This is a genomic window from Streptomyces sp. NPDC034670, from assembly GCF_055574875.1.
On the sequence record NZ_JBVITR010000002.1, the window covers coordinates 47,793 to 67,119 of the forward strand.

At 75.0% G+C, this 19,327-nt stretch carries 19 protein-coding genes; 12 read left to right on the forward strand and 7 right to left on the reverse strand.

Annotated elements, in window-relative coordinates; translation table 11 throughout:
• Positions 1-43 precede the first annotated feature (43 nt).
• Positions 44-388 carry a CBS domain-containing protein gene (locus tag ACZ56B_RS01685; protein ID WP_468785475.1) on the reverse strand — a complete coding sequence of 115 codons (345 nt, stop codon included), beginning with the start codon at positions 386-388 and terminating at the stop codon, positions 44-46.
• A 245-nt stretch (positions 389-633) separates the two neighbouring features.
• Positions 634-1,929, reverse strand: coding sequence for a S1 family peptidase (locus ACZ56B_RS01690; protein ID WP_468785115.1), 1,296 nt, complete (start codon positions 1,927-1,929; stop codon positions 634-636).
• 679 nt (positions 1,930-2,608) lie between these two features.
• Here ACZ56B_RS01690 and ACZ56B_RS01695 point away from each other — a divergent pair.
• From ACZ56B_RS01695 to ACZ56B_RS01720, 6 genes are all read left to right on the forward strand, one after another.
• Positions 2,609-2,824, forward strand: coding sequence for a type A2 lantipeptide (locus ACZ56B_RS01695; RefSeq protein ID WP_468785117.1), 216 nt, complete (start codon positions 2,609-2,611; stop codon positions 2,822-2,824).
• 145 nt (positions 2,825-2,969) lie between these two features.
• Positions 2,970-3,776: a hypothetical protein gene (locus ACZ56B_RS01700; RefSeq protein ID WP_468785119.1), complete on the forward strand. Its 807-nt coding sequence runs from the start codon at positions 2,970-2,972 to the stop codon at positions 3,774-3,776.
• Positions 3,773-5,995: an NHLP family bacteriocin export ABC transporter peptidase/permease/ATPase subunit gene (locus ACZ56B_RS01705; RefSeq protein WP_468785121.1), complete on the forward strand. Its 2,223-nt coding sequence runs from the start codon at positions 3,773-3,775 to the stop codon at positions 5,993-5,995. The genes ACZ56B_RS01700 and ACZ56B_RS01705 overlap by 4 nt, the downstream gene beginning before the upstream one ends.
• A gap of 1 nt (position 5,996) precedes the next feature.
• Positions 5,997-8,822: an NHLP bacteriocin export ABC transporter permease/ATPase subunit gene (locus tag ACZ56B_RS01710; RefSeq protein WP_468785123.1), complete on the forward strand. Its 2,826-nt coding sequence runs from the start codon at positions 5,997-5,999 to the stop codon at positions 8,820-8,822.
• A 160-nt stretch (positions 8,823-8,982) separates the two neighbouring features.
• Entirely contained in the window at positions 8,983-9,999 is a 1,017-nt protein-coding gene (locus ACZ56B_RS01715; RefSeq protein ID WP_468785125.1) for a Ppx/GppA family phosphatase, read from the forward strand.
• 43 nt (positions 10,000-10,042) lie between these two features.
• Positions 10,043-10,222 carry a hypothetical protein gene (locus ACZ56B_RS01720; RefSeq protein WP_468785127.1) on the forward strand — a complete coding sequence of 60 codons (180 nt, stop codon included), beginning with the start codon at positions 10,043-10,045 and terminating at the stop codon, positions 10,220-10,222.
• 13 nt (positions 10,223-10,235) lie between these two features.
• Here ACZ56B_RS01720 and ACZ56B_RS01725 read toward each other — a convergent pair whose 3' ends face one another.
• Positions 10,236-10,844, reverse strand: coding sequence for a flavodoxin family protein (locus ACZ56B_RS01725; RefSeq protein ID WP_468785129.1), 609 nt, complete (start codon positions 10,842-10,844; stop codon positions 10,236-10,238).
• An 82-nt stretch (positions 10,845-10,926) separates the two neighbouring features.
• Between ACZ56B_RS01725 and ACZ56B_RS01730 the strand changes: the two genes are divergently transcribed.
• From ACZ56B_RS01730 to ACZ56B_RS01740, 3 genes are read left to right on the forward strand one after another with little or no spacing between them, the layout of a single operon-like run.
• On the forward strand, positions 10,927-11,940 hold the full coding sequence (locus tag ACZ56B_RS01730) for an iron-containing redox enzyme family protein (protein WP_468785131.1): 1,014 nt from the start codon (positions 10,927-10,929) through the stop codon (positions 11,938-11,940).
• Positions 11,930-12,616: a HemK2/MTQ2 family protein methyltransferase gene (locus ACZ56B_RS01735; protein ID WP_468785133.1), complete on the forward strand. Its 687-nt coding sequence runs from the start codon at positions 11,930-11,932 to the stop codon at positions 12,614-12,616. Before ACZ56B_RS01730 ends, ACZ56B_RS01735 begins: the two co-directional genes overlap by 11 nt.
• Positions 12,597-12,812 carry a CDGSH iron-sulfur domain-containing protein gene (locus ACZ56B_RS01740; RefSeq protein WP_004979451.1) on the forward strand — a complete coding sequence of 72 codons (216 nt, stop codon included), beginning with the start codon at positions 12,597-12,599 and terminating at the stop codon, positions 12,810-12,812. Before ACZ56B_RS01735 ends, ACZ56B_RS01740 begins: the two co-directional genes overlap by 20 nt.
• Positions 12,813-12,979: 167 nt before the next feature.
• Here the strand turns inward: ACZ56B_RS01740 and ACZ56B_RS01745 are convergent, their stop codons facing one another.
• Entirely contained in the window at positions 12,980-13,414 is a 435-nt protein-coding gene (locus ACZ56B_RS01745) for a subtilase-type protease inhibitor (protein ID WP_468785135.1), read from the reverse strand.
• A gap of 323 nt (positions 13,415-13,737) precedes the next feature.
• Between ACZ56B_RS01745 and ACZ56B_RS01750 the strand changes: the two genes are divergently transcribed.
• The 3 genes from ACZ56B_RS01750 (at position 13,738) to ACZ56B_RS01760 (ending at position 16,284) form a co-directional block, all read left to right on the forward strand.
• Positions 13,738-14,295, forward strand: coding sequence for a hypothetical protein (locus ACZ56B_RS01750; protein ID WP_468785137.1), 558 nt, complete (start codon positions 13,738-13,740; stop codon positions 14,293-14,295).
• A gap of 35 nt (positions 14,296-14,330) precedes the next feature.
• Positions 14,331-15,026, forward strand: coding sequence for an alpha/beta fold hydrolase (locus ACZ56B_RS01755; protein ID WP_468785139.1), 696 nt, complete (start codon positions 14,331-14,333; stop codon positions 15,024-15,026).
• Between the two features lie 88 nt (positions 15,027-15,114).
• The gene (locus ACZ56B_RS01760) at positions 15,115-16,284 is read left to right on the forward strand and encodes a lactate 2-monooxygenase (RefSeq protein ID WP_468785140.1); all 1,170 of its coding nucleotides are present in this window, start codon (positions 15,115-15,117) and stop codon (positions 16,282-16,284) included.
• A gap of 60 nt (positions 16,285-16,344) precedes the next feature.
• Here ACZ56B_RS01760 and ACZ56B_RS01765 read toward each other — a convergent pair whose 3' ends face one another.
• The 3 genes from ACZ56B_RS01765 to ACZ56B_RS01775 form a co-directional block, all read right to left on the reverse strand.
• Positions 16,345-17,991, reverse strand: a complete 1,647-nt coding sequence (locus tag ACZ56B_RS01765) for an RICIN domain-containing protein (protein WP_468785142.1) — start codon at positions 17,989-17,991, stop codon at positions 16,345-16,347.
• A 509-nt stretch (positions 17,992-18,500) separates the two neighbouring features.
• A complete protein-coding gene (locus ACZ56B_RS01770; RefSeq protein ID WP_081236069.1) occupies positions 18,501-18,878 on the reverse strand; it encodes a toxin Doc in 378 nt (125 codons plus the stop codon).
• Positions 18,879-18,881: 3 nt separating this feature from the next.
• Positions 18,882-19,127 (reverse strand): hypothetical protein, encoded by a 246-nt coding sequence (locus tag ACZ56B_RS01775; RefSeq protein WP_004979459.1) that lies wholly within the window; start codon positions 19,125-19,127, stop codon positions 18,882-18,884.
• Positions 19,128-19,327: the final 200 nt, after the last annotated feature.

Genomic DNA, 19,327 nt, shown 5'->3' on the forward strand with positions numbered 1-19,327 from the left:
TGCCGGGCAAGGGGGCCACCGGGTCGCGGGCGGGGCGGCCGGGTCAGGTGCTGGGCCGGGCCACGCTGATGTCGCCGAGCGCGGACTCCGGGTCGCGCTCCATCGCCAGGTCGCCCAGCGCGACGATGCCGACGGGGTGCCCGCCGTCGACGACCGGGACGCGGCGCACCGCGTGCTCGCGCATCAGCCGCGCCGCGCGGTCCAGGTCGTCGTCGGGGGCCACGGTCACCAGGTCCTCGCTGCAGGCCCCGGCCACGGTGGTCTCCTCCGGGTCGTCCCCCCGGGAGACCGACCGCACCACCAGGTCGCGGTCGGTGACCAGCCCGCGCAGCCGGTCGCGGACGAGCGCGACGTGGGGGTTGTCCGAGGTGCCGGGCCGCCGCACCAGGAAGCTGGTGTTGACCGGGGCGTCCTGCGGCTCGTCGAGGAGGGCCGGGGCGCCGCGGGCCGGTTCCCCGGCGCACGGGCGGCGCGGCAGCACGCTGAAGCCGGCCCCGGCCACCACCGGGACCGGCACCGCCCGCGGGTCCGGGACGGAGACGGCGGCGCGGGACGGGGCGGCCGGGGGGTGCCGGCCCGGCCCCGCCGGGTGGCGGGGCCGGGCCCCGGGGCGCCGTACCGTTCGAGGTGCCGTCAGTGGGCCGGTGTCCAGCCGGTGCCGTCCGCGGCCCCCCGGCCGGCTTCCCCGCCGGTCCCCTCACGGCCGGCCTGGCCGCCCGTACCGGCCTCCTGACCGGCGGTCCCCTGACCGGCGGCCTCCTGACCGGCGGCCTCCTGAGCGCCGGCTCCCTCGTCTCCCGCCTGGCCGCCGTCGTCCGCGTCGAGGGTCGCGCCGACCGCCGCCAGGGCCGTGGTGACCGGCTGGAAGAACGTCACGCCGCCCGAGGTGCAGTCGCCGCTGCCGCCCGAGGTCAGGCCGACGGCGAGGCCGTCCCGGGTGAACATCGAGCCGCCGCTGTCGCCGGGCTCGGCGCAGACATCGGTCTGGATGAGACCGGTGACCGTGCCCTCCGGGTAGTTCACGGTGGCGTTCAGACCGAGCACCCGGCCGTCGGCGAGGCCGGTGGTGCTGCCCATCCGGAACACCTCCTGGCCGACGGTGGCCTCCGCGGCCCGGCTGATCCGCACGGTCTGCTCGCCGAGGTCGACCTCGCTCGGCGCCCGGGTCGCCGGGTCGTCGTAGGTGAGGAGCGCGAAGTCGCCCTGGCCGGGGAAGAGGGCCTGGTCGACGGTGGCGATCGGCTGTCCGCCCTGGCTGTCCGACCACCGGTCGCCCGCGAGGGCGCAGTGACCGGCGGTCAGGAAAGCCGGGGAGCCGTCACCCGCGGTGACGTTGAAGCCGAGGGAGCAGCGCGAGCCGCCGGCGAAGATGGCGTCACCGCCGGAGGCGAACGTCTTGAAGGTGCCCGCGGACTTCTCGATGGTCGCCATGCCGGCGCCGAGGCGCCGCACGGTGGACTCCAGTCTGTCCCACTTGTCGCCGGTCACCGTGCGGTCGGCGGTGACCAGGATCTTGTTGGTGCGCGGGTCGACCGCCCACGAGGTGCCGGGGATGGACGCCTGCTCCTGCAGCGTCTGCGCCCCGGTCTCCAGCTCGCTCATGCTGTTGTCGACCTCGCGGACGACCGCGCCCGCCTTCTCGGCCCGCGCGACCGCGTTGCCGTCGCCCGCCACGACGTTGACGACGAGCCGCTGCTCGTCGCCGTCGTAGTAGGAGCCGGCGAACGCGTCGCCGAGGAGCCGGGCGAGCTGCGGGGCGAGGTCCGAGGCGTCGGTCGCCTTCAGGGTCTTCGGCGCGGCCGCGGCGCCGTCCGACGCGCCCTCCTGCGACGCGTTGGCGTGGGGGAGCAGGATCGCGGCGGCTCCGAGTGCCACCGCGCCGCCCGCCGCGATCGCGGCCCTGCGCTTCGGGATTCGCTTGTGACTCAAACTTCTCGACCTCCTGAGGGACCGGAGTCGTGCCGCCGTTCGGCGGCTGTGGGGGCGCCCGGACGGCTGTTGGTACGCACGGGCCGCGCCGGGCGTTCAATCCCGCCGCGGGAAGCCCCGGTGACGGCGGGACATCACCGGCCCCGCCGCCGTCCCCCGAACTCGGTTCTCGGGTAAGGGCGTTGAGCCAGAGCCGCACGAGCGCGCCCCGCGCATCCCGAACCGGCACGTTGCGTGAAACCGCTTGGGCGGAGCGTGGCGGACCGGGAGCGGAATCCCCGCTTCAGCGAATCTGCACACCGAATGCCCAGGCCGGTCACCGCGGTCCGGGTCCCTTCACACGCCGAGGGGGCGGCCGCGCCCCCGGGTCCGGTGTGCCGGATTCCGCCCCGAGGGGTGCAAGGGGCCGGACGAGCCGATGCGGTGACGCATGTGAAGAAGTCGCCACCGAGCCGTGCCGCCCTCTGCACGCCTGCCCCTCAGGAGGGCGCAAGTCGCCTGGTGAGGCGGTTGGTTGATTGGAAGCCCGCGCCCGCCGCGTGCTTTGATCCATCGCACCGCAAGGCCGTTCCGGGCTCCCGGCGACGGGCGCCCGGCGCCCGCGGTCGCGGCCTTCGTCTGTCCCCAGAGGGGGCCGCTCCCCCCTTGTGAAGCACCCCATAAGAAGGGAAGTTCCATCATGAACTCCACCCCCCAGGTCGAGACCGCCGAGATCTCCGACGCCGACCTCGACGGCGTTTCCGGCGGCCTGTCCGTGAACGCCGTGAACACCCTCACGAGCGCGGTGGACGGCATCGCCCCGGTCTCCGGCCTGGTCGACACGGCCGTCGGCACCGTCGAGGGCGTCACCGGCCTGAACACCGCCCCGGTCACGAACCTGGTCGCCGGTCTCTGACCGCGCCCCGGTGTCACCGGGTCCCGGAGCCGCTCCCCGGCTCCGGGACCCGGCGGTGCCGTCGCTCCCCCGGCCGGCCCACCGGTCGGCGCGCCGGCCCGCCCCGCAGTACGTCGCAGAGTCCGCCGCAGGTGGGGGAAGACCCGTGCAGTTCCGCCAACAGGCCCTCGTCAGGCTCCAGTCGCCGGAGGAGCTCGACCTCCCGGTGCGCTTCGCCCGGCCCCAGGGCTGGCTGGTGCTGTCCGTGACGGTGGTCGCCATGGCGGCGGCCTCGGTGTGGGCGGTGACCGGATCGGTGCCGTCCACGATCGGCGCGCCCGCCGTCCTCACCCACGGGCAGGGCAGTTACGTCCTGCAGAGCCCGGTCTCCGGCCAGGTCACCGAGGTCCTCGCGGAACAGGGCGAACGGCTCCCCGCCGGCTCCCCCGTGCTGAAGGTCCGCACCGGGCAGGGCGACACGGTCGTCCGCACCCTCGACGCGGGCCGGATCACCTCCCTCGCCGCCGACGTCGGGCAGATCGTCCGCACCGGCGCGGACGTCGCCGCCGTGGAGAAGGTCGCCGGCGCGAAGGACCCGCTGTACGCGACGGTGTACGTCCCCGCCGAGAGCGCCGCCGGCATCCCCGCGCGCGCCCCCGTGGACCTCACCGTCCAGTCGGTGCCGAGCCAGGAGTACGGCGTGCTGCGCGGCGAGGTGAAGTCGGTCGACCGCTCGGCCCAGTCCCCCCGGCAGATCGCCGCGTTCCTCGGCGACGGCCAGCTGGGCGAGCAGTTCACGAAGAAGGGCAGGCCGGTGGCCGTCACGGTCGCACTGGAGAAGTCCTCCGCCACCAGGAGCGGTTACGCGTGGTCCACGGCGGACGGCCCGCCGTTCCGGCTGACCTCGATGACCCTGGCCACAGGCTCCGTCCGGCTGGCCGACCGGCGTCCCGTCGACTGGCTGCTGCCGTGACCACCGTCCGGGAGACCCGGGGCCGGCGCCGCGCCGCCCCGCCCCGGCGCACGGCGCCCGGGGGCCGCGCGAGGAGCGTCCGCACGCCCACCGTGCTCCAGATGGAGGCCGTCGAGTGCGGTGCCGCCTCCCTGGCGATGGTGCTCGGCCACCACGGCCGCCACGTCCCGCTGGAGGAGCTGCGCATCGCCTGCGGTGTCTCCCGCGACGGCTCGCGCGCCAGCAACCTGCTGAAGGCGGCGCGCGGTTACGGCCTGACCGCCAAGGGCATGCAGATGGACCTGGCCGCGCTCGCCGAGGTGAAGGCGCCGGCCGTCCTCTTCTGGGAGTTCAACCACTACGTCGTCTACGACGGCATGGGCCGCCGCTTCGGCCGCCGCGGGGTGTTCGTCAACGACCCCGCCAAGGGCCGCCGGTTCGTCCCCCTGGAGGAGTTCGACGGCAGCTTCACCGGTGTCGTCCTGGTGATGGAGCCCGGCGAGGGCTTCACCCGGGGCGGCCGCAGGCCCGGTGTCCTCGGCGCGATGCCGGCCCGCCTGCGCGGCACGGCCGGCGCCCTGCCCGCCGTGGTGCTGTCGAGCCTGCTGCTGGTGGCGGTCGGCGCGGCGGTGCCCGGGCTGAGCCGCGCCTTCATCGACGACTTCCTGATCGGCGGCCGGACCTCGGCCCTGGGCGTGCTGTTCACCGCGATGGGCGCGTGCGTCCTGCTCACCCTGGTCCTGACCTGGCTGCAGCAGGCCAACCTGCTGCACGGCCGGATCATCTCCTCCACGCTGTCCAGCGCCCGCTTCCTGCGCCATCTGCTGCGGCTGCCGGTGACGTTCTTCGCCCAGCGCAGCCCGGCCGACCTGGTGCAGCGGCTGCAGTCCAACGACGCCGTGGCCGAGACGCTGGCCCGCGACCTGTCGGCGGCGGGCGTGGACGCGGTGGTGGTCGTGCTGTACGCGGTGCTGCTGTACACGTACGACCCGCAGCTGACCTTCGTCGGCATCGGTGTGGCCCTGCTGAACATCGTGGCGATGCGGATCGTCGTCCGGCTGCGCGCCACCCGCACGGCGAAGCTGCGCGCGGACACCGCGCGGCTCACCCACACCGCGTACACCGGTCTGCAGCTGATCGAGACGATGAAGGCGACCGGCGGTGAGGACGGCTACTTCCGCAAGTGGGCCGGGCAGCACGCCACCACGCTGGAGGAGCAGCAGCGGCTCGGGGTGCCGAGCGCCTGGCTGGGCGTCGTCGCGCCGACGCTCGCCACCCTCAACAGCGCGCTGATCCTGTGGATCGGCGGGATGCGGGCGGTCGAGGGGCACGTCTCGGTCGGTCTGCTGGTCGCCTTCCAGGCGCTGGTCGCCCGGTTCACCGCCCCCCTCACCCGGCTGAACGGCGTCGCGGGCCGCATCCAGGACTTCGCGGCGGACGTGGCGCGGCTGAAGGACGTGGAGGACTTCCGGACCGATCCGCTCTACGGCCGTCCCGGCGCCGGCGGGTCGACCCGCCGGCTGCACGGCCACGTGGAGCTGCAGAACCTCGCCTTCGGCTACAACCCGCTGGACGAGCCGCTGCTGACCGGGTTCGACCTGACCGTGGGTCCCGGGCAGCAGGTGGCGCTGGTGGGCGGCTCCGGCAGCGGCAAGTCCACGGTGTCGCGGCTGATCTCGGGGCTGTACACGCCGTGGGAGGGCGTGATCCGCATCGACGGGCGGCGCGTCGAGGACATCCCGCGCGGGGCGCTGGCCGCGTCCGTCTCCTTCGTCGACCAGGACGTGTTCCTGTTCGAGGGCACCGTGCGCGACAACGTGGCGCTGTGGGACCCCTCGATACCGGACGAGGCCGTGGTGGAGGCGCTGAAGGACGCGGCGCTGTACGACGTGGTCGCGCGCCGGCCGGGCGGCATCCACAGCCCGGTCGAGCAGGACGGCCGGAACTTCTCCGGCGGTCAGCGCCAGCGCCTGGAGATCGCGCGGGCGCTGGTGCGGCGGCCGAGCATCCTGGTGCTGGACGAGGTCACCAGCGCGCTGGACGCCGAGACCGAGCAGGTGGTGATGGACAACCTGCGCCGGCGCGGCTGCGCCTGCGTGGTGATCGCGCACCGGCTGAGCACGGTGCGCGACAGCGACGAGATCGTCGTCCTGGACCACGGCACGGTCGTGGAACGCGGACGGCACGAGGAGCTGGTGGCGCGCGGCGGCACGTACGCGGCGCTGGTCGGGGAGCGATGAGATGACAGCCGTGCACGAGGACCGGGGCGGCGACCTCGTCCTGGGCGCGCTCGGGTCGCTGGGCACACCGGTCGACTGCTCCGGGTCCGGCCGGCTGGACCTGGAGGGACCGCAGGTGCTGTGGCTGGTCGCGTCCGGCGCCGTGGACCTGTTCGCGGTGGACGCCGGGCAGCGGGGGCACTGGCACCACCTGGGCCGGCTGGAGGCGGGCTCGCTGGTGCTGGGGCCGGTGGCCGGTCCGGCGCACACGCTGGTGGCGCGGCCGCTGCGGGACTGCGTGGTGCGCCGCATCGGGTTGCGTGAGCTGTACGGGCCGGCGGGCACCCAGACCTGGTCGTACGACGAGTACGGTACCCCGCGGTGCGTGCCGCCCGCGACGAGCCCGCTGGAGTACGCGCTCGCGCTCGGCGCGGGCCGCGGCCTGGCGGTGCTGTTCCAGGCCCCGGTGGCCGCGGAGCGGGCCACCGCGCCCGGCGACGACGACGTGTTCTGGATGCAGGTCCCGCCGGGCAGCGTGCGGTACGGCTCGCTGTACGGCGCGGAGGCGGCGGCCGACCTGCTGGTGGATCCGGCGCTGTGGCAGAGCATGGTCGACCAGCAGTACCGGCTGATGACGGCGCTGGACCGGTGGATCGAGCAGGTGGAGGACGCGCACGAGGCGCGGACCGCCGAGGGCATCAAGGCCGGTGAGGCGGTGCGGGACCGGGCCGACCGGACGCTGCTCGCCGCCATCGGCAAGCGGCCGGGGCGGCACACGACGGCGGCCGACGCGGACGCCACGTACGCGGCCTGCAGGCTGGTGGCGCGCGCGGCCGGGATCACGCTCGCCGAGCCCGCGCAGCCGGGCACCGGCGGCGACCGCCTCGATCCGGTCGAGCGGATCGCCCTGGCCTCCCGGGTCCGTACCCGGGAGGTGCGGCTGGACGGCCGCTGGTGGCGGGAGGACGTCGGGCCGCTGGTCGGTCACCGGGCCCTGTCCGGCGCCCCGGTGGCGCTGCTGTGGCGGCGCGGCGGCTACGTGGCGGTGCACCCCGCGACCGGCCGGGAGACACCGGTCGAGAAGGCCAACGCCGAGCAGTTCGAGCCGCGCGCGGTGATGTTCTACCGCCCGCTGCCCGAGCGGCGCCCCAGCCCGCTGCGGCTGCTGCGGTTCTGCCTGGCGGGCACCGGCGGTGACCTGGGCGGACTGCTGCTCAGCGGTCTGGTGACCGTGGCGATCGGGGCCCTGGTCCCCGTCGCGACCGGCAAGGTGCTCGGCGAGTTCGTGCCGAAGGCGCGGACCGACCTGATCGTGCAGATGTGTCTCGCGGTGATCCTGAGCGGTGTCGTGGCCGCCGCCTTCCTGCTGCTGCAGAACCTCACCCTGCTGCGGCTGGAGGGCCGGGTGGAGGCGACGCTCCAGCCGGCGGTGTGGGACCGGCTGCTGAGGCTGCCGACGACGTTCTTCGCCGAGCGGTCGACCGGTGAGCTGGCGAGCGCCGCCATGGGCGTCAGCGCGATCCGCCGGCTGCTGGCCGGGGTCGGCCCCACGGTGGCCCAGTCGGTCACCGTGGGCGCGGTGAACCTGGGGGTGCTGCTGTGGTTCAGCGTGCCGATGGCGCTGGCCGCGATCGGGATGCTCACCGTCGTCGCGGGGGTGTTCCTCGGGCTCGGGCTGTGGCAGGTGCGCTGGCAGCGGCGCCTGGTGGTGCTCACCAACAAGCTGAACAACCAGGCCTTCCAGACCCTGCGCGGCCTGCCGAAGCTGCGGGTGGCGGCGGCGGAGAACTACGCGTACGCCGCCTGGGCCGCGCAGTTCGCGCGCAGCCGGGAGCTCCAGCAGAAGGCCGGGCGCGTCAAGAACCTGACGGCGGTGCTGGGCTCGGTCTACCTGCCGCTGTGCACGCTGGCGATGTTCATGCTGCTCGCGGGGCCGGCGCGCGGTTCGATGACGGCGGCCGAGTTCCTCACCTTCAACACGTCGGTGACGATGGTGCTGACCTCGGTCACCCAGCTGACCGGCGCGTTGGTCTCGGCGGTGGCCGCGCTGCCGCTGTTCGAGCAGATCAGGCCGGTGCTGGACGCCACGCCCGAGGTGCGCGCGGCGAGCACCCGGCCGGGGCCGCTGTCCGGGGCGATCGAGGCGCGGCGGCTGTCCTTCCGCTACTCCGACGACGGCCCCCTGGTCCTCGACGACGTGTCCTTCGAGGTGCGGCCGGGCGAGTTCGTGGCGGTCGTCGGCCCGAGCGGCTGCGGCAAGTCCACCCTGCTGCGGCTGCTCATCGGCTTCGACAGGCCGCTGTCCGGCAGCGTGCTGTACGACGGCCAGGACCTGGCCGCCCTGGACCGGTCGGCGGTGCGCCGCCAGTGCGGGGTGGTGCTCCAGCACGCCCAGCCGTTCACCGGCTCCGTCCTGGACGTCATCCGCGGCACCGAGCCGTACACGCCCGAGGAGGCGATGGCGGCGGCCGAGATGGCGGGGCTCGCCGAGGACATCAGGCGCATGCCGATGGGGCTGCACACCATCGTCTCGGGCGGCGGCGCGGTCTCCGGGGGCCAGCGGCAGCGGCTGATGATCGCCCAGGCGCTGATCCGCCGGCCGCGGATCCTCTTCTTCGACGAGGCGACCAGCGCCCTGGACAACGAGACGCAGCGCACGGTGATGGAGAGCACCAGGGCGCTGCGGGCGACCCGGATCGTCATCGCGCACCGGCTGTCGACGGTGCTGGACGCGGACCGGGTGGTGGTGATGGAGGACGGCAAGGTGGTGCAGCAGGGCCCGCCCGCCCTTCTGCTCGCCGACCCGCGGGGCCGGCTGCACGAGCTGGTGCGGCGGCAGATGGCGTGACGGGGCGCCGGGGACGGGACGGCCGGGACGCGCCGCGGCGCCCGGCCCCCGTCCGGGAAGGGTCGACGGAACGTCACCGTCCGGCCACACGTGGGACGCTTCTTCGCCGTCCGCCGTCCCCCCTCCGTTGGCCCGCGCGGTAAGTGGGTACCCACGGGCCATGCGAACCAGCGTGGTGGATGTCGGCTCGAAGACCGTCAGACTCGTCGTGGCGGACGCGCAGGGCGGGGTGCCCCTGCCGGTGCACACGGCCAAGTGGCCGATCCGGTTGTCCGAGCAGGTCGCACCGGGGGCCCCGGTGCCGGACGGGGCCGTGGAGCGGCTGGTCGACGCCGTGGCGGCGGCGGACCGCACCGCCGCGCGGTGGGGCGCGCCCGGCCCGCTGGCGTTCGCGACGGCCGTGGTGCGAAGCGCGCCGAACCGGCGGGAGGTGCTGCGCGCGGTCCGGGACCGGACGGGCGTCGCACTGTGCACCCTGCCGGGCGAGGTCGAGGCCGAGCTCACCTTCCTCGGGGCGCGCCGCTGGATGGGCTGGCGCTCCGGGCCGCTCGCCCTGCTGGACATCGGCGGGGGGTCGCTGGAGGTCGCCTTCGGGCGCGGCCGGCTGCCCGACTTCGTGGCCTCGCTGCCGCTGGGCGCGGGCCGGCTGACCCACGAGTACTTCGAGGACCGGGACCCGCCCTCCCCGGAGCAGGTGCGGGCGCTGCGCCGCAGGGTCCGCCACCAGCTGCGGGACGTGGCGGCGCGGATCCGCTGGGAGGGACCCCGGACAGCAGTCGCCACCTCCCGCACCTTCCAGCAGCTGGGGCGGTTGTGCGGTGCCGCGCCCGGGCGGCACGGGCCGTTCGTGGAGCGGGAGTTGTCCTGCGCCGACCTGCGGGGGGCGATCGACCGGCTGGCCGGGCTGCCCGCCGCCGAACGCGCCCGGCTGCCCGGCATCTCCGCCCCGCGCGCCCAGCAGAGCCTGGCCGGCGCGGTCGTGGCGCACACGGCGATGAAGCTGACCGGGCTGCGGACGGTGACCATCTGCCCCTGGGCGCTGCGCGAGGGGGTGCTGCTGCGCCACATCGAGGACGGCCCGTCCTGGTGGGCGGAGGTCACCCGCCTCCACGAGAAGGAGGCGGCCCCCGCCGCTCCCGCACCGCTGCACATCGCCGCCGCCCGCGGACGGAACTGACCGCGGGCGCACGGCGGGACCACACCGACGAAAGGAGACGTCCGTGTCCGAGCACGACGACCGGGAGGAGCCCCGGACGGCCCTCGAGGAGGTGCTGCACGAGGTCGAGGAGGCCGAGCGCCGCACCCGGGAGGAGGAACCCCCCGAGCACCACCGGCGGGGCGGGGACGGGGACGCCGTCACGCCCAGTCCCCGGGCACAGGAGGAGGCCCGGGAGGACTGAGGAGGGCGTCCCGTCACTGCGGCGGCGGCCCGAGCGGCCGCGCCGCCAGGGCGCGGGCCACCCCCAGCAGGTTGGCGGCCATGGCGCGGGCGGTCTTCCGCGACCAGTCGTGGCCGCTCCCGCCCTCGAGGAAGCTGGGCCCGGGGCCGGGGCCCTGGTTCCAGTAGGTCCACGCCTGGCCGGGGATCGTGTAGCCGATGTCCTGCAGGCCGCCGGTGATCTCGCTGATCACGTGGTGGGCGCCGTCCTCGTTGCCGGTGACGACGACGCCCGCGACCCGGTTGTAGGCGACCGGCCGGCCCTCGTCGTCGGTCTCGGAGAGCATGGCGTCCATCCGCTCCAGGACCCGCTTGGCCACCGACGACGGCTGGCCGAGCCAGGTCGGCGAGGCGATGACGAGGATCTCGGAGGCGAGGATCCTCGCGTGGACGTCCGGCCAGGCGTCGCCCTCGTGCACGGCCTCGCTGACCACGCCCGGGGCGATGTCCAGGTCCACCGCGCGGACGACGTCGACCTCCACGCCCTCCTTCTGCAGCTGCTCGGTGACGGTGCGGAAGAGCGCCTCGGTGTTGGAGGTCTCCGGCGACTTCTTCAGGGTGCAGTTGATCACTAGTGCCTTCATACCGGCACAAATTACCCCCGGTCGGGCGCCCGGGCGGGCAGGCAGGCGGGGTGCCCCGGCGCGCTCCGGGTACCCGGGGGCCATGGAACACCGCCTCGAAGAACCCCTGCTGCCCGCGCCGCGCGGCCCGCTCAGCGCCGCCGTCGAGGAGTACCTGCGGGCCACCGGCCCGCTGCCCGCGTCCGGGCAGGTGGCCGCCGCCCCCGTGTACGGCGACGATCTCCAGCTCGCCCTGTACCTGTGCTACGAGCTGCACTACCGCGGTTTCGCGGGCGTGGCGCCCGACCTCGAATGGGACCCGGAGCTGCTGCGGACCCGCGCCGCCCTGGAGGAGCGCTTCCTCGCCGCCCTGCGCGCGGACGTCCCCCGGCGCGACACCGTCGACGACGCGCTCGCCCCGATCCTGCTGGAGCCGGTGGACGGCACCGGCGTCAGCCACTTCCTGCGGGACGAGGGGGAGCTGTGGCACGTGCGCGAGTACGCCGCGCAGCGGTCGCTGTACCACCTCAAGGAGGCCGACCCGCACGCCTGGGTGCTGCCCCGGCTGCAGGGGCGCGCCAAGGCCGCGATGGCGGCGGTGGAGTTCGACGAGTACGGCGGCGGCCGTCCCGACCGGGTGCACGCCCGCCTGTTCGCCGACCTGATGACGGACCTGGGCCTGGACACGACGTACGGCCGCTACCTGGACGCCGCGTGCGCCGAACTCCTGGTCACGGTGAACCTCATGTCGCTCTTCGGGCTGCACCGCTCCCTCCGGGGCGCTCTGGTGGGCCACTTCGCGGCGGTCGAGATCACCTCCTCCCCGGGCTCCCGGCGGCTCGCCGAGGCGATGCGCCGCACGGGCGCGGGGCCCGCCGCCGAGCACTTCTACGACGAGCACGTGGAGGCGGACGCGGTGCACGAGCAGGTGGTCCGCCACGACGTCATCGGCGGCCTGCTGGAGGACGAGCCCCATCTCGCCCCGGACATCGCCTTCGGCGTCGACGCCACGGTGTTCGTGGAGGACCGGCTCGGCGACCGGCTGCTCTCCGACTGGCGCGCGGGCCGGTCGTCACTGCGTACGCCCCTGTCCCGGGAGTTCACCCATGTCTCTTGAGGACGGGGGTACCCGGGTGGCTGTGAATCCACTGGCACTCCCGGGCGTGTACGCCCCCCAGGAGGACACCGAGCTGCTGGCCGGTGCCCTGTCCGACGAGCCCGTCCCCCCGGGCGCCGACGTCCTCGACCTGGGGACCGGGTCCGGCGCCCTGGCCCTGGAGGCCGCCCGGCGCGGCACCCGCGTGACCGCGGTCGACGTCTCGTGGCGGGCGGTGTGCGCGACGCGGCTGAACGCGCTGGCGGCCGGCGTCCCGGTCCGAGTACGGCGCGGGAACCTGTTCGAACCGGTGCGGGGCCGGTCGTTCGACCTGATCCTCGCCAATCCCCCGTACGTCCCGGCGCCCGGCGCCGGGAGGCCGCCGCGCGGTGCGGCCCGGGCCTGGGACGCGGGCGGTGACGGGCGGCTCGTGCTGGACCGGATCTGCCGGGAGGCGCCGGCGATGCTGCGCCCCGGCGGCGTGCTGCTGCTGGTGCAGTCCGCGCTCAGCGGCCCCCGGACGACGCTCGGGCATCTGCGGGAGGCCGGGATGAAGGCCGCCGTGACGCGGCGCCGGCACATCGCGTTCGGCCCGGTGCTGCGGTCCAGGGAGCACTGGCTGCGGGAACGGGGGCTGCTGTCCCCGGCCGAGGACAAGGAAGAGCTGGTGGTGGTCCGTGCCGAACTCCCCGTCTGACGCCCCGCGCCGCGTCACCGTGCAACGCAAGGGCCCCCTGCTGGTGGAGGGGCCAGTGGAGGTGGAGCTGGAGGACGGCACGCTCGTGTCCTCCGACCGCTTCCGCGTGGCGCTGTGCACCTGTCGTCGCAGCCGGCGCTACCCGTGGTGCGACACCAGTCACCGGGACCGGCCCCGGGAGTCCCGGGAGCCCTGAGGTCCCCCGGCGCCGGACGACCGGGCCGCCGTGAGGCTCCGGAGGCCGGCGGGCGGCCCCACTCCGCCCGCCGGCCTCCTCGCGCGGGATCGCACGTTCCGCGAGGTGGTCCGCACTCCCCAGTCCGCGGGCCACCGCGCGGTCACGGGAACCGTGCGATCCCGGTCTCAGAACGTGAAGACGCCCGAACCGTGGGCGTTCATCACGCACTCGTTGGGAAAGATCCGTTCATAGGAGACGCGCTGTCCCCGCCACACCCCGTCCACGGTGACGACCACCGGGTCGTACTCCTGGGTGCAGAAGACGCCCTCCCGCATCGTCAGCGCGTCGAGGTCGCCGCCGACGCCGTTCAGTTCCGCGCAGGCCGACGCCGCGGACGGGTGGGTGCCCGACGGCCCGGGGGCGCAGGTCAAGGTGACCGCGCGTTCCGGCGTGACGGTGGCCGCGCTCTCGCCGTGCCCCAGGGTGAGCACCAGGGCCGAGGGGGCGTAGAGCGCGGAGGGGCCGCTTCCCGGGGCGGCCGAAGCGGCCCCGGCCAGGGGGGCGCAGACGGCGGCGGCCGTGAGGCCGAGGGTGGTGGCCCAGCGCGCGGTGTTCCGCATTGTGTGCATCCTTCCGCTCGTTTTGTGAGTCGCCGCCCCGTGCTCGGTCGGTGCCGGGCCGGCGAGCGGGAGTCTGCCGAGTCCGCGACGGAAACTCATCTCGACCGTGTGGATTTCGGTAACATTGCGTGTTGAATCAGTGGCGGGAAGTCACAGAAGATGTGGACGTCGGCCCCGCAACCGCACGGTTCCCGACCGCGCGAAGTGGCCAGATGGCCGAATACCGGCCGCTCGTTAATCGGCTGGAAACATTCCGATTCTGCTGTCGGCAGACCATTCCGCGACGCCTTGTGTTCATGAGAAGCGCGAGTAATGGTCATTACATGATTACCGAAGAACAGCGAGAACGACTGCGGGGCTGGTTCGCGGGCCGGCTCCCCGACGACCTCTTCGAGGAGCTGACCGAGGTCACGGTCGACCGCGAGGAGATCACGGTGATCGGCCGCATCCCCGGGCCCCGGCCGGCCGAGGACGCCTCGCCCGCCGAGCGGGAGGCGGCGGTCGAGGGCCGGATCCAGGAATTCCGGGAACGCACCCGGGAGACCCGGATGTCGGTCGCCCGGGACGCCGAGCACCGCTTCGGCCGGAAGGTCTCCTGGGGCGTGGAGTGCGACGGCCGCCGCGCCCTGTTCACCCATGTGGCCGCGCCCGTCATGACCCGGCTGCGCCAGCCGGAGCGGCAGGTGCTCGACACCCTCATCGCCGGCGGGGTGGCCCGCAGCCGCAGCGAGGCGCTGGCCTGGTGCGTCCGGCTGGTCCAGCGGCACACCGACGACTGGCTCACCGAACTGCGCGAGTCCCTCGAGCACGTCCAGCGGGTGCGGGACCGGGGGCCGGGCGGCGAGCCCGGGGAGGAGGGGCCCGCCGCCGGCGACGGGTGAACGGCGTTGTCGGTGGCGGCCGTCACGGTGCCGCCATGACGCGGTTCATGTGGGTGGCCGGTGCCCGGCTCGCGGCGTGGGCGTGGGACGAGGTGGCGGCCGGGCCGCGCGCGGCCGGGCACGAGGCCCGCCCCCTGACGCTGTCCGGTCTCGCGGAGGAACAGGACCGGCCGGCCGGACAGCAGACTCACGTCCGGGACGTCGTCGAGGAGGTGGAGCGGCTCGCTCCGGGGGACGTGGTCCTCGTCGGCCACAGCTACTCCGGTGTGCCGGTCGGCCAGGCGGCCGGGCTGGTCGGTGACCGGCTGCGGCGGGTGGTGTTCGTCGACGCGAGCGTGCCGGTGGCCGGCGAGCCGTTCCTCGCGGGCCGGCCCAGCGACCACGTCCGCCGGGCGATCGAGGACAACGGCGGGTTCCGGCCGCCCCCCGAGGCCGCCGACTGCGCGGGCCAGGGCCTGACGGACGAGCAGATCGCCCGCCTCGTCGGCGGCGCGAGCCCGCACCCGGGCGCGACGCTCACCGAGCCGGCGGTCCTGGAGCGGCCGCCCGGCGTGCTGCCGGCGACCTACGTCAAGTGCCTGCTGGACGGCGAGGAGCCCCCGCCCGCGGCGGCGGAGCCGCTGAGGAGCGGCGGCTGGGAGCCGGTCACGATGGACACCGGGCACCGGCCGATGTCCTCCCGCCCGCGCGAACCGGCCCGCGTCCTGCACGAGACGGCCGCCGACGGCTGAACCCCGGCCGCCCGGCGCTGGACGCGCCCGGCGCATACCGACCAGTATGCGTCGGGACCACGCGGCTCGACGAGACAGGGCGGAACGGATGGCGAGGCACTGGGCGGACTTCCAGTACGAGATCTACCTGAACGGGATGGCGGGCGCCGTGCCCCGGCTGCCCACCGACCTCACCCGGCTGGAGGAGCTGACCGAGCGGCGGCTCGGGCCGGGCCCGTTCGGTTACGTGGCGGGCAGCGCGGGAGACGGCAGCACGGCCCGCGCCAACCGGGCCGCGCTCGAACGCCGCCGGATCGTCCCGCGCATGCTGCGGGACGTCCACGCGCGCGACCTGTCGGTGGAGGTGCTGGGCCGCGCGCTGCCGGCGCCGCTGGCGCTGGCGCCGGTCGGGGTGCTGTCGATCATGCATCCGGACGCCGAGTCCGCCGCCGCCCGGGCCGCCGCCGCGCAGGGCGTCCCGTTCGTCCTGTCCTCCGCGTCCAGCACCCCGATGGAGCAGGTCGCCGAGGCGATGGGCGACGCGGAACGCTGGTTCCAGCTGTACTGGCCGAAGGACCCGGAGGTGGCCCGGAGCTTCCTGGAGCGGGCGAGGGCCGCCGGGTTCACGGTGCTCGTCGTCACCCTGGACACTCCCCTGCTGTCCTGGCGGCCGCGCGACCTGGACCAGGCGTACCTGCCGTTCCTGCACGGGGTGGGCACCGCCAACTACTTCTCGGACCCGGCCTTCCGGGCGGGACTGGCCAAGCCGGTGCACGAGGACCCGAACGCGGCGGTGATGCACTTCGTCGGCATGTTCGCCGACCCGGCCAAGACCTGGCCGGACCTGGCTTTCCTCCGGGAGAACTGGGACGGCCCGATCGTCCTCAAGGGCGTGCTGCACCCGGACGACGCCCGCCGCGCCGCCGACGCCGGGATGGACGGCGTGGTGGTGTCCAACCACGGCGGCCGCCAGGTGGCCGGATCGGTCGCGGCGGCGGACGCGCTGCCCCGCGTGGCCCGGGCCGTCGGCGACCGGCTCACCGTGCTGTTCGACAGCGGGGTGCGCACCGGCGACGACGTCTTCAAGGCCCTCGCGCTCGGCGCGCGGGCGGTGCTGCTGGGCCGGCCGTACGTGTACGGGCTGGGACTCGACGGGCAGGCGGGCGTGGAGCACGTGATCCGCTGCCTGCTCGCCGAGCTGGACCTCACCCTCGCCCTGTCGGGACACGCCGCACCGGACACGGTCGGTCCCGCCGACCTCGTGGAGGAGCCCGCCTGATCCGCCCGGTGCGGGCCGCCGGGGCGGGAGGGGGCTCCTCCCGCCCCGGCGGGGGACGGCTCACATCACCGGGCGGGTCAGCTCCGCGTGCCGCGCGGCCGGGGCCCCGGTGCCGCTGATTGACAGGGAACCCCCGGCCGACCGCACCGGCTCGGCCGCCCAGCGCTGGTCCGCGGTCCGGCTGCGCACCTTGACGACGATGTCGGCGTTCGCGTCGAGGGCGGCCGGGGTGAGGGCCAGCTGTCCGTCCCAGCGGGGCAGCAGCTCCCCCTGTCCGGTGAGGTCGTAGCGCACGTCGTCGCCCCGCCGGTCGCCCTGGTCGGGGCAGGCGCCGAGGACGACCACGCCGGCGTCCTTGTGCGAGTCCAGGCACAGGCCGGGGTCGGCCACGCTGCGCAGCCGCCCGTCGTCCTCGTAGGTCCACTGCTGGGTCCACTGCGCGGAGCACTCCGCCAGCCGGGCGCCGACGCCGTCCCGGGGCTCGGCCCGGGTGTCGAGGCACAGGCCGGAGGCGACGTTGCGCAGCCGGGTGCGCTCCGGCGCCCTGGGGAGTCCGGCGGCCCCGGGCGGGGACGCCGACGGCACGGCGGCCCTGCCGCCCGCCATCCCGGTGGCGCCGGTCGGGTCGGCGGCGCCGCCGTCCGGTGTGGAGGACCCGGCGATGAGCACGCTCACCAGCACCCCGGCGGAGACGGCGCCGAGGCCGGTGAGGAGCGTGCGGGTGGAACGCACCGGATCCGGGAGGGCGATGCCCGTGAGACGGTCCGGGACGGGGATCCGGGACAGCAGGCGGTGCCGGTGACGGCTGCCGCCGGAGGGCCCGCCGCCGCGCCGACCGCGGCGGCCCGCGCGGCCACCGCGGGGGCCCGCCGCCGCGCGGCCGGGACGTGAGTCGAGGTAGCGCCGGGCGCCCCAGCCGAGGACCGCCTCGGCCAGCAGCGTGCCCAGCCCGCCCTCGAAGTGGCTGAGTTGCTCCGCCGCGTTCCGGCAGTGACGGCACTCCGCCAGATGCTGCCGGACGTCCGGCAGCAGGGCCCCGCCCCGGCGGATGGGGACGTCGAGGAGGCGGTTGTAGAAGCGGCAGTCCTTCGTCGGTGACAGTTCCTGATGGGCGTGGACACATCCGCGACGGAATGTGTCACGTGCCCGTTCGAGTGCGCCCGACGCGAGATCGGGATCCATGCCGAGCAGACCGGCCGGGACGGAAATGGGCTCCGCCTCGACCTCGACGTGCCACAGCAAACAGCGCGCGTCCGCGGGCAGGGAGCGGAATGCCCGCTGGGCGAGGGCGCGATTTTCCGGCGTCATGGTCGCCGCCGTGCGCATACCGCGTCCACCCGCCGGTTTCCGCAGCACGGGCAGAACATCGGCTATTCGGTCGTCGGCGGCCCACTCCCGGACCGTGTCCCGCACGGCCGCCAGGAGCGCCGGACGCAGCGCGACGGCCGGTTCGCCCAGGGCGACCCGGTCCAGGACCCGGTGCAGGGCGGCTCCGGTGACCATCGCCGCGGTCTGTCCGGACGAGGCGAGGCAGACGGCCGCGTAGTCGTGCGCGGACTGCCAGTGCCGCGCCGTCAGCAGCGCGACGGCGCGGGCGGCCTCGCCCTCCGGACGGCCTCGCAACCGGGCGGCGAGACGTTCGTCGGACTCCCCCGGGTCCCCGCCGGGTGGGGGGTACGGAGGTCGAGGGGGGTGGGGGGTGGGCACTGAGATGGTTCCTTTCCCACGCGCAGTGACGCAGATGTTCCGACGCCGAAAAGGGAGGCCGAATGGTTTATACCTCTTTGGCGCGGCGGGGGCGAATTCACCGACGGTGAATCGGGCCCGGTTCATCGGCTTGGCGCGCGCCCCGGCTTTACCCCCCGCACGGGTGGCTCACTCTCGCACAACCCGCGCGGGAGCAACAAGGCGGTTGAGCAAGATCTGCGCGTTGACAGAAAGTCAGAAAGGGAAGGGGGGTCCGTGCCCCCGCGCACCGGCTTTCGGCCCGGGTTTTCCCTCGCTCACATCCGGTGCGGCAAAAGGGGCGCGCGAGCGCGCCGGGGGCCTTTCGCGCCCCGTGCGAACCGCGCACACCCACCGGGTGGGCCGCGCACGCTCCCGGCGCGCACCGGGGCGTGGTCGACTGGTCCCGGCTCTCCCCTGAGGTCACCGCGCAGGCCGGCGGCTCCCCCGCGCACGGCCGCCGGCCCTGTTCCCCCGCCCTCGGAATCCCCTCAGATCTGCCAGGACCGCAGCCGGTCCGCCGCGCCGTAGACGTCCGTCGTGCCGGACATCAGATCGCGTGCGAGGTCGACGAGGGCGCCGTAGGGCGGGTCGATGCCGACGCCGCTGACGAACATGTACGCCACCGCCGTGGCGCAGGCGAAGCGGGCGTTGGCCGACGGCAGCGGCCGGAGCACGGCGAGGGTGTGCAGCAGGGCCGCGGCCCGCCAGGCCGGATCGGAGTCGACGCCGAGGCGGGGCGGGTCGACGCGGTGCCGGGCGACGGCGGCGACCAGCGCGGAGAAGTCGTTGATGCTGGGCTGGTCCGGAAGGACCTCCTCGTGCCGCTGGAGCAGCCAGGGCACGTCGATGTGCAGGACGGGGGCCATCGGTCAGGCGGCCCGTCCCTCGCCCTTGGCGGGGGGCTCGTCGTCCGGGAACGCGGCGGCGAACTCGTCGGCGTGGGACGCGAAGAACCGGCGGAACGCCTCCGCGCCCTCCTGCAGCGCCCGGTGGCGGGCTATGTCGGCCGCGGCCGCCTCCCGCACGAGCGCCTTCATGGACGTGCCGCGCTCCTTGGCGATCTGCCGCAGGTCCTCCAGTTCGCGGTCGCTGAACTCCACATTGAGAGCAGGCATGCCCCCACGGTACCGCTCGGGTACTGAGACGTAAATAACCCCAGGTCAAGGCATGTTCCGAGCGGTACCTCCCGGGGTGGGGGCGGGCCCGGCCGAGAGGCGCGGGGGGGGGGGGGGGGGGGGGGGGGGGGGGGGGGGGGGGGGGGGGGGGGGGGGGGGAGGGGGGGGAGGGGGGGGGGGGGGGGGGAGGGGGGGCTAGT

What these genes read in the sequence shown, in the direction of transcription:
- ACZ56B_RS01735 (WP_468785133.1), top strand. Translation starts at nt 11,930, where the DNA reads ATGTCTCTTGAGGACGGGGGTACCCGGGTGGCTGTGAATCCACTGGCA.
- ACZ56B_RS01755 (WP_468785139.1), top strand. Translation starts at nt 14,331, where the DNA reads ATGACGCGGTTCATGTGGGTGGCCGGTGCCCGGCTCGCGGCGTGGGCG.
- ACZ56B_RS01695 (WP_468785117.1), top strand. Translation starts at nt 2,609, where the DNA reads ATGAACTCCACCCCCCAGGTCGAGACCGCCGAGATCTCCGACGCCGAC.
- ACZ56B_RS01730 (WP_468785131.1), top strand. Translation starts at nt 10,927, where the DNA reads ATGGAACACCGCCTCGAAGAACCCCTGCTGCCCGCGCCGCGCGGCCCG.
- ACZ56B_RS01725 (WP_468785129.1), bottom strand. Translation starts at nt 10,844, where the DNA reads ATGAAGGCACTAGTGATCAACTGCACCCTGAAGAAGTCGCCGGAGACC.
- ACZ56B_RS01775 (WP_004979459.1), bottom strand. Translation starts at nt 19,127, where the DNA reads ATGCCTGCTCTCAATGTGGAGTTCAGCGACCGCGAACTGGAGGACCTG.
- ACZ56B_RS01745 (WP_468785135.1), bottom strand. Translation starts at nt 13,414, where the DNA reads ATGCGGAACACCGCGCGCTGGGCCACCACCCTCGGCCTCACGGCCGCC.
- ACZ56B_RS01760 (WP_468785140.1), top strand. Translation starts at nt 15,115, where the DNA reads ATGGCGAGGCACTGGGCGGACTTCCAGTACGAGATCTACCTGAACGGG.
- ACZ56B_RS01770 (WP_081236069.1), bottom strand. Translation starts at nt 18,878, where the DNA reads ATGGCCCCCGTCCTGCACATCGACGTGCCCTGGCTGCTCCAGCGGCAC.
- ACZ56B_RS01715 (WP_468785125.1), top strand. Translation starts at nt 8,983, where the DNA reads ATGCGAACCAGCGTGGTGGATGTCGGCTCGAAGACCGTCAGACTCGTC.
- ACZ56B_RS01710 (WP_468785123.1), top strand. Translation starts at nt 5,997, where the DNA reads ATGACAGCCGTGCACGAGGACCGGGGCGGCGACCTCGTCCTGGGCGCG.
- ACZ56B_RS01750 (WP_468785137.1), top strand. Translation starts at nt 13,738, where the DNA reads ATGATTACCGAAGAACAGCGAGAACGACTGCGGGGCTGGTTCGCGGGC.